This window comes from Roseomonas sp. TAS13, from assembly GCF_001950415.1.
In the GTDB taxonomy this organism is placed as follows: domain Bacteria; phylum Pseudomonadota; class Alphaproteobacteria; order Acetobacterales; family Acetobacteraceae; genus Roseomonas; species Roseomonas mucosa.
In genome coordinates, this window is sequence record NZ_BDLP01000336.1 from 1 (window position 1) to 4,744 (window position 4,744).

5 protein-coding genes and 1 pseudogene are annotated in these 4,744 nt (G+C 73.7%); 2 read left to right on the forward strand and 4 right to left on the reverse strand.

The genetic code is table 11. The features are described from left to right. Positions 1-20: 20 nt before the first annotated feature. Both ROTAS13_RS19510 and ROTAS13_RS19515 read left to right on the forward strand, forming a co-directional pair. Positions 21-605: pseudogene (locus ROTAS13_RS19510) on the forward strand (class I SAM-dependent rRNA methyltransferase); the annotation flags it as partial. Then, positions 602-1,012: a DUF3293 domain-containing protein gene (locus tag ROTAS13_RS19515; protein WP_058390131.1), complete on the forward strand. Its 411-nt coding sequence runs from the start codon at positions 602-604 to the stop codon at positions 1,010-1,012. The pseudogene ROTAS13_RS19510 and the gene ROTAS13_RS19515, both read left to right, overlap by 4 nt. A gap of 9 nt (positions 1,013-1,021) precedes the next feature. On the opposite strand, the gene ROTAS13_RS19520 is transcribed toward ROTAS13_RS19515, so the two are convergent. From ROTAS13_RS19520 to ROTAS13_RS19535, 4 genes are all read right to left on the reverse strand, one after another. Next, positions 1,022-1,498 carry a GNAT family N-acetyltransferase gene (locus tag ROTAS13_RS19520; protein ID WP_058390132.1) on the reverse strand — a complete coding sequence of 159 codons (477 nt, stop codon included), beginning with the start codon at positions 1,496-1,498 and terminating at the stop codon, positions 1,022-1,024. After that, complete coding sequence (locus ROTAS13_RS19525) at positions 1,495-2,583, reverse strand: patatin-like phospholipase family protein (RefSeq protein WP_252571202.1); 1,089 nt, start codon at positions 2,581-2,583, stop codon at positions 1,495-1,497. The genes ROTAS13_RS19520 and ROTAS13_RS19525 overlap by 4 nt, the downstream gene beginning before the upstream one ends. Next, positions 2,583-3,377 (reverse strand): 3-hydroxybutyrate dehydrogenase, encoded by a 795-nt coding sequence (locus tag ROTAS13_RS19530; protein ID WP_019462619.1) that lies wholly within the window; start codon positions 3,375-3,377, stop codon positions 2,583-2,585. The genes ROTAS13_RS19525 and ROTAS13_RS19530 overlap by 1 nt, the downstream gene beginning before the upstream one ends. A gap of 53 nt (positions 3,378-3,430) precedes the next feature. Continuing rightward, a partial coding sequence (locus tag ROTAS13_RS19535; protein ID WP_075823156.1) for an FAD-dependent oxidoreductase occupies positions 3,431-4,744 on the reverse strand: 1,314 nt, incomplete at its 5' end.

The window sequence follows — 4,744 nt, forward strand, 5'->3', positions numbered from 1 at the left end:
TGTGATCAAGAGACAGGAAGACCGGCTGGTTCTACGACCAGCGGGACAACCGCGCCCGGGTGGCGGCGCTGGCGCGCGGGCAGACGGTGCTGGACGCCTTCTGCGATACCGGCGGCTTCGGGCTGCAGGCGGCGAAGGCCGGGGCGAGCGAGGTGACGCTGCTCGACCGTTCCGAGCACGCCCTGGCCACGGCGCGCGAGACGGAGGAGCGCAACGGCCTCGCCGACCGCGTCGCCTATCGCCGGGGCGAGGAGATGGAAAGCCTGGAGGCGCTGGCGGCGGAGGGTCGGCAGTTCGGCATCGTGGTGTCCGACCCCCCGGCCTTCGCCAAGACGCGCAAGGACCATGGGCCGGCGCTGCGGGCCTATGCCCGGCTGGCGCGGCTTTCCGCCCGGCTGGTGGCGCCCGGGGGCTTCCTCTTCATCGCCTCCTGCTCCCACCATGTCGGCACGGGCGAGTTCACCGACGCGGTGGTGGAGGGGCTGGGGCGCGCCCGGAGGGAGGGGCGGATCCTCGGCATCTTCGGGGCCGGGCCGGACCATCCGGTGCATCCGGCCCTGCCGGAAAGCGCCTATCTCAAGGGCGTGCTGCTGCACCTGTCGTGAACGGCGGGGCGGTGCCGGCGCGGCTGCGCGCCGCCTATCGCCGCGCCCGCTACGAGGCCGGCGGCGTTCCGGTCCGCATCGGCCGGCGCAGCCCCCGGCTGGACGCGCTGCTCGTCCGCCTCGGCGGGCATCCCTGTGCCCTGGCGGGCGGGCTGGTCACGGCCTGGAACCCGCTGGGCCGACGCCTGCCGGAAGGCCGGAACCGCCGGAGGCAGGAGTGCCTGGAACGGCTCATCCGGCACCTGCCCAGCCTGCCCGCGCGCAGCGGCGAGGGGCGCTGGCGGGAGGAGCAGCGCCTGCTCCTGGCCGACCCGCGCCGGCTGGCCGTGCTGGGGCGCCGCTTCCGGCAGAACGCGGTGGTCCTCCTGGCCCGGGGACGGCCGGCCCGCCTCCTGTGGCTGCGCTAGGCCGGGGCGCTACGCCCCGCCCGGCAGGCGGCGCCGGAAGACATCCAGCTCCTCCGCGCCCACCGATGTTTCCGCCAGGTGCCAGCCGCGCCCGGCATAGAAGCCGCGCAGGGCCGGCCGGGCGCAGAGATGCGCTTCCGCGAAGCCACGGCTCGCGGCGAGGCACGCGCCTTCCTCCTGCAGTTGCGTGGCGAGGCCCCGCCCACGCTGCTCCGGCTCCACCCACAGCGCAGCCAGCCAGGGCGTCAGTGCCGGGCGTTCGTCGAGGTCGCTCTCGATCAGCAGGACATTGCCGAGATAGGTTTCGCCCCGATGGGACACCAGGGCCTGGGGCAGGGCATCCCCGCGCAGGCCAGGCCGCAGCCGCGCCGCGATCGGTTCGGGGTCCGGCTCCTCCGCCTGCCACCAGGCCCGCCAGATCCGCTCCGCCACCGTGTCCAGGAAGTCCGGGACGGCGGGAAGGGGGCTGACGCGGTGCCGCGTCACAGGAACCGCGCCCGCAGGTCCACCCCGTTGGCCTGGCCCAGCGCGCCGGTCCCGTCGCGCAGCCAGCGTTCCGCCGCTTCCCGCCCATGGCGCTTGAGCGCCGCCAGGAACTCGCCCTCCCCATTGTACTTGCTGGAGACGCCGAAGTTCCGCAGCAGGTCCTCGTCCTCGATCATGTGGATGTAGAGCGGACCATAGCGCGGGTCGTTCAGCGTGCCGCTCCCGATCAGCCGCTGCACGAAGGCGATGGCCCGCATCTCGTACATCAGCGAGGCGTTGAAGCCGATCTCCTGCATCCGGGTCATGATGTCGGAGGCAGTGTAGGGAATGTCCGGCCGGGTCAGCGGGTTGATCTGCACCAGCACGATGTCGGGCGGCGAGCCGCGTCCGTAGAGCGGCCAGAGCGGCGGGTTGCCCAGGAAGCCGCCATCCCAGAAGGCCTCGCCGTCGATCTCCACCGCCTTGAAGATCTGCGGCAGACAGGCGGAGGCGAGCAGGGCCTCCACGCTGATCTCCGGCCGCTCGAAGACCCGCGCCTTGCCGGTGCGGACATTGGTGGCGGACACGAAGAGCTTCGGCCCGGCCGGGTCGCGGCGCAGGCGGATCGGGTCCAGCACCTCGGCCAGCGCGTCGCGCAGCGGGTTCAGGTCGAGTGGCGTGGGGTTCATCTGGTAGGGCGAGAGGACGCGGGTCAGCGTGTCGAAGGTCTGCCAGGCGAGGCTGTAGCTGAGGTCGTAGCCCCAGAAGGCCTTCTCCAGCGGCGTGTTGCGCAGCGGGCTGAAGGAGAGCCGCTGCGCCAGCCCCCACCAGAAGCGGTCCAGCAGGGCCTTGGCCCGCACGGGTCCGCCTTCCGCCAGGCCCTGGGTGACCAGCGCGCCGTTGATCGCCCCGGCGCTGCTGCCGGAAATGGCCGCGATCTCCAGCCACTCCTCCTCCAGCAGCCGGTCCAGCACGCCCCAGGTGAAGGCGCCATGCGTGCCGCCACCCTGAAGGGCGAGGTTCACCGCGCGCCTCGCCCCGGTTCCCTCCCGCCCTTCCTGCCCAGGCCCGGCCGGCGGCAGGGCGGGGGGAATGCTGCCTTCCATCAGGCGGCGGTCCAGCCGCCGTCCAGGCCGAGGATCTCGCCGGTCAGGGAATCGGTATGTGGGCCGCAGACATAGAGGGCCATTTGCGCCACCTCCTCGACCTCGACCCAGCGACGCGACGCCATGGGGCGCAGCAGGTGCTCGGTCAGCGCCGCCTCGGCGGACACGCCCTCGCGCTTCGCGATCGGGTCGACCTGGGCCTCGGCCAGCGGGGTGCGGACGAAGCCGGGGCAGATGGCGTTGCAGGTGACGCCGGTGCCGCGCGCCGTTTCCAGCGCCACCACCTTGGTCATGCCGACGATGCCGTGCTTGGCGGCGACATAGGCGACCTTGTTCGGCGAGCCGACCAGCCCATGGGCGGAGGCGATGTTGATGATGCGGCCCCAGCCCGCCTTCCTCATGCCCGGCAGCAGGGCGGCGGTGGCGTGAAAGGCGGAGGAGAGGTTGATCGCGATGATCTGGTCCCACTTCTCCTCGGGGAACTGTTCCACCGGGCTGGTGAACTGGATGCCCGCGTTGTTCACCAGGATGTCCACATGGCCGAGCACCTCCTCGGCCTGGGCGCACATCTTGCGGACCTCCCGCGCATCCGACAGGTCGGCGGCGGAATAGGCGACCTCGCCGCCGGTGACCTCGGCCAGCTCGGCGCGGACCTTGTCCACCTGGCCGGGCGCGCCCAGCCCGTGCAACAGGATCTTCGCCCCGGCCTGGGCGAAGGCGAGGGCGATGCCGCGCCCGATCCCGCTGGTGGAGCCGGTGACCAGGGCCGTGCGGCCCTCCAGGCTGCGTTCCATGGAGTCTCTCCTTGTTCCATCCCGCCGGGGCGCCGGGCCGCGCGGCGGCACCGTCAGGGCAGACGCCCGAGCAGGAATACGAGTTTCCGCAGCATGGGCCGGTCCAGAGCCGGCGCAAGCCTGTCCAGCGCCGCCAGGCGAAGGCTGGCCCCCAGGGAGGGCTGCGGCAGGGGCAGGGCGGCAAGGTCGCGCAGCGGGCGGCCCAGCAGCAGCGCCAGTGCCCCGGCGAGTTCGCGCGGCGCGGCGATGCCGGGCGCCAGCACGGCGGCGCCGAGCAGCCTGTCCCGCCGGTCCAGCACCAGCCGGACCAGCCCGCCCGTCCGGCCCTCGGCGACCAGCCGGCCGCTCTCCGTGAGGCCGCGCCGCTGCATCCGGACGACATGCCCGGCCGCCTCGGCCTCGGCGGCGGTCAGGCCGACCTGCAGCAGCTCGGGATCGGTGCGGACCAGCCGCGCGGGCAGTGGCGTGGAGGGGTGGCCGGGAATGCGGAGGAACAGGGAGCGCAGCAGCAGCGCCGCGTGTTCCTCAGCCCTGTCGGGATGCGCGCCGGAATCCGCGACATCGGCGATGCTGCCGGCCGCCCAGACCCTGCGGTTGCCCCGGGCGCGCAGGCCAGGGCCGGTGGCGATGCCGTGCGCGGTCGTGGCGATGCCGGCGGCGGCGAGGTCCAGCGGTGCCAGCCGGGGCCGGGACGGGGTGGCCAGCAGCAGATGGGTGCCGGTGATCCGCCGGCCATCCTCCAGCAGCAGCTCCAGCCCTTCCGGATGGCGCTCCACCCGCACCGCCGGATGCCCTTCGCACAGGGTGATCCCTTCCGCCCGGAGCGCTTCGCGCAGCAGCTCCACCATTTCCGGCTCCAGCCCCGGCAGGAGCGGGCCGTCCGCGACAACGGTGGCGAGGCAGCCCAGGCGCTGATGGGCCTGGGCCAGTTCCAGTGCCTCCGCCCCATGGCCCAGGATCAGGAGGTGCCCGGGCGGCGTGTCCAGGTCGAGGCCGCTCTGCCCATCGAGATAGGGGATGTCGGCCAGCCCCTCGATGGCGGGCAGCAGCGGCGCGCTGCCCGCCGCCACCACGGCCTGGCGGAAACGCCAGTTGCGGCCGGCGGCCTCCAGGCAGTCGGGGGCCAGGAAATGCGCCGAGGAGCCGGTGACGAGATCGACCCCCATGCCGCGCAGCCGGGCCTCCGAGGATTCGGGCTCCAGGGCTTCCGTGGCGCGGCGGAGATGTGCCCGGACACCTTCCCAGTCGATGGCCAGGTCCGCGGCGCGGAGCCCGAGTCGCCCCCCTTGCCGCAGGGCCTGGGCAGTGCGGGCGGCGGCCAGCAGCGCGTCCAGCGGCAGGCGCTGCCGCAGCCGCCGCCCGCCGGG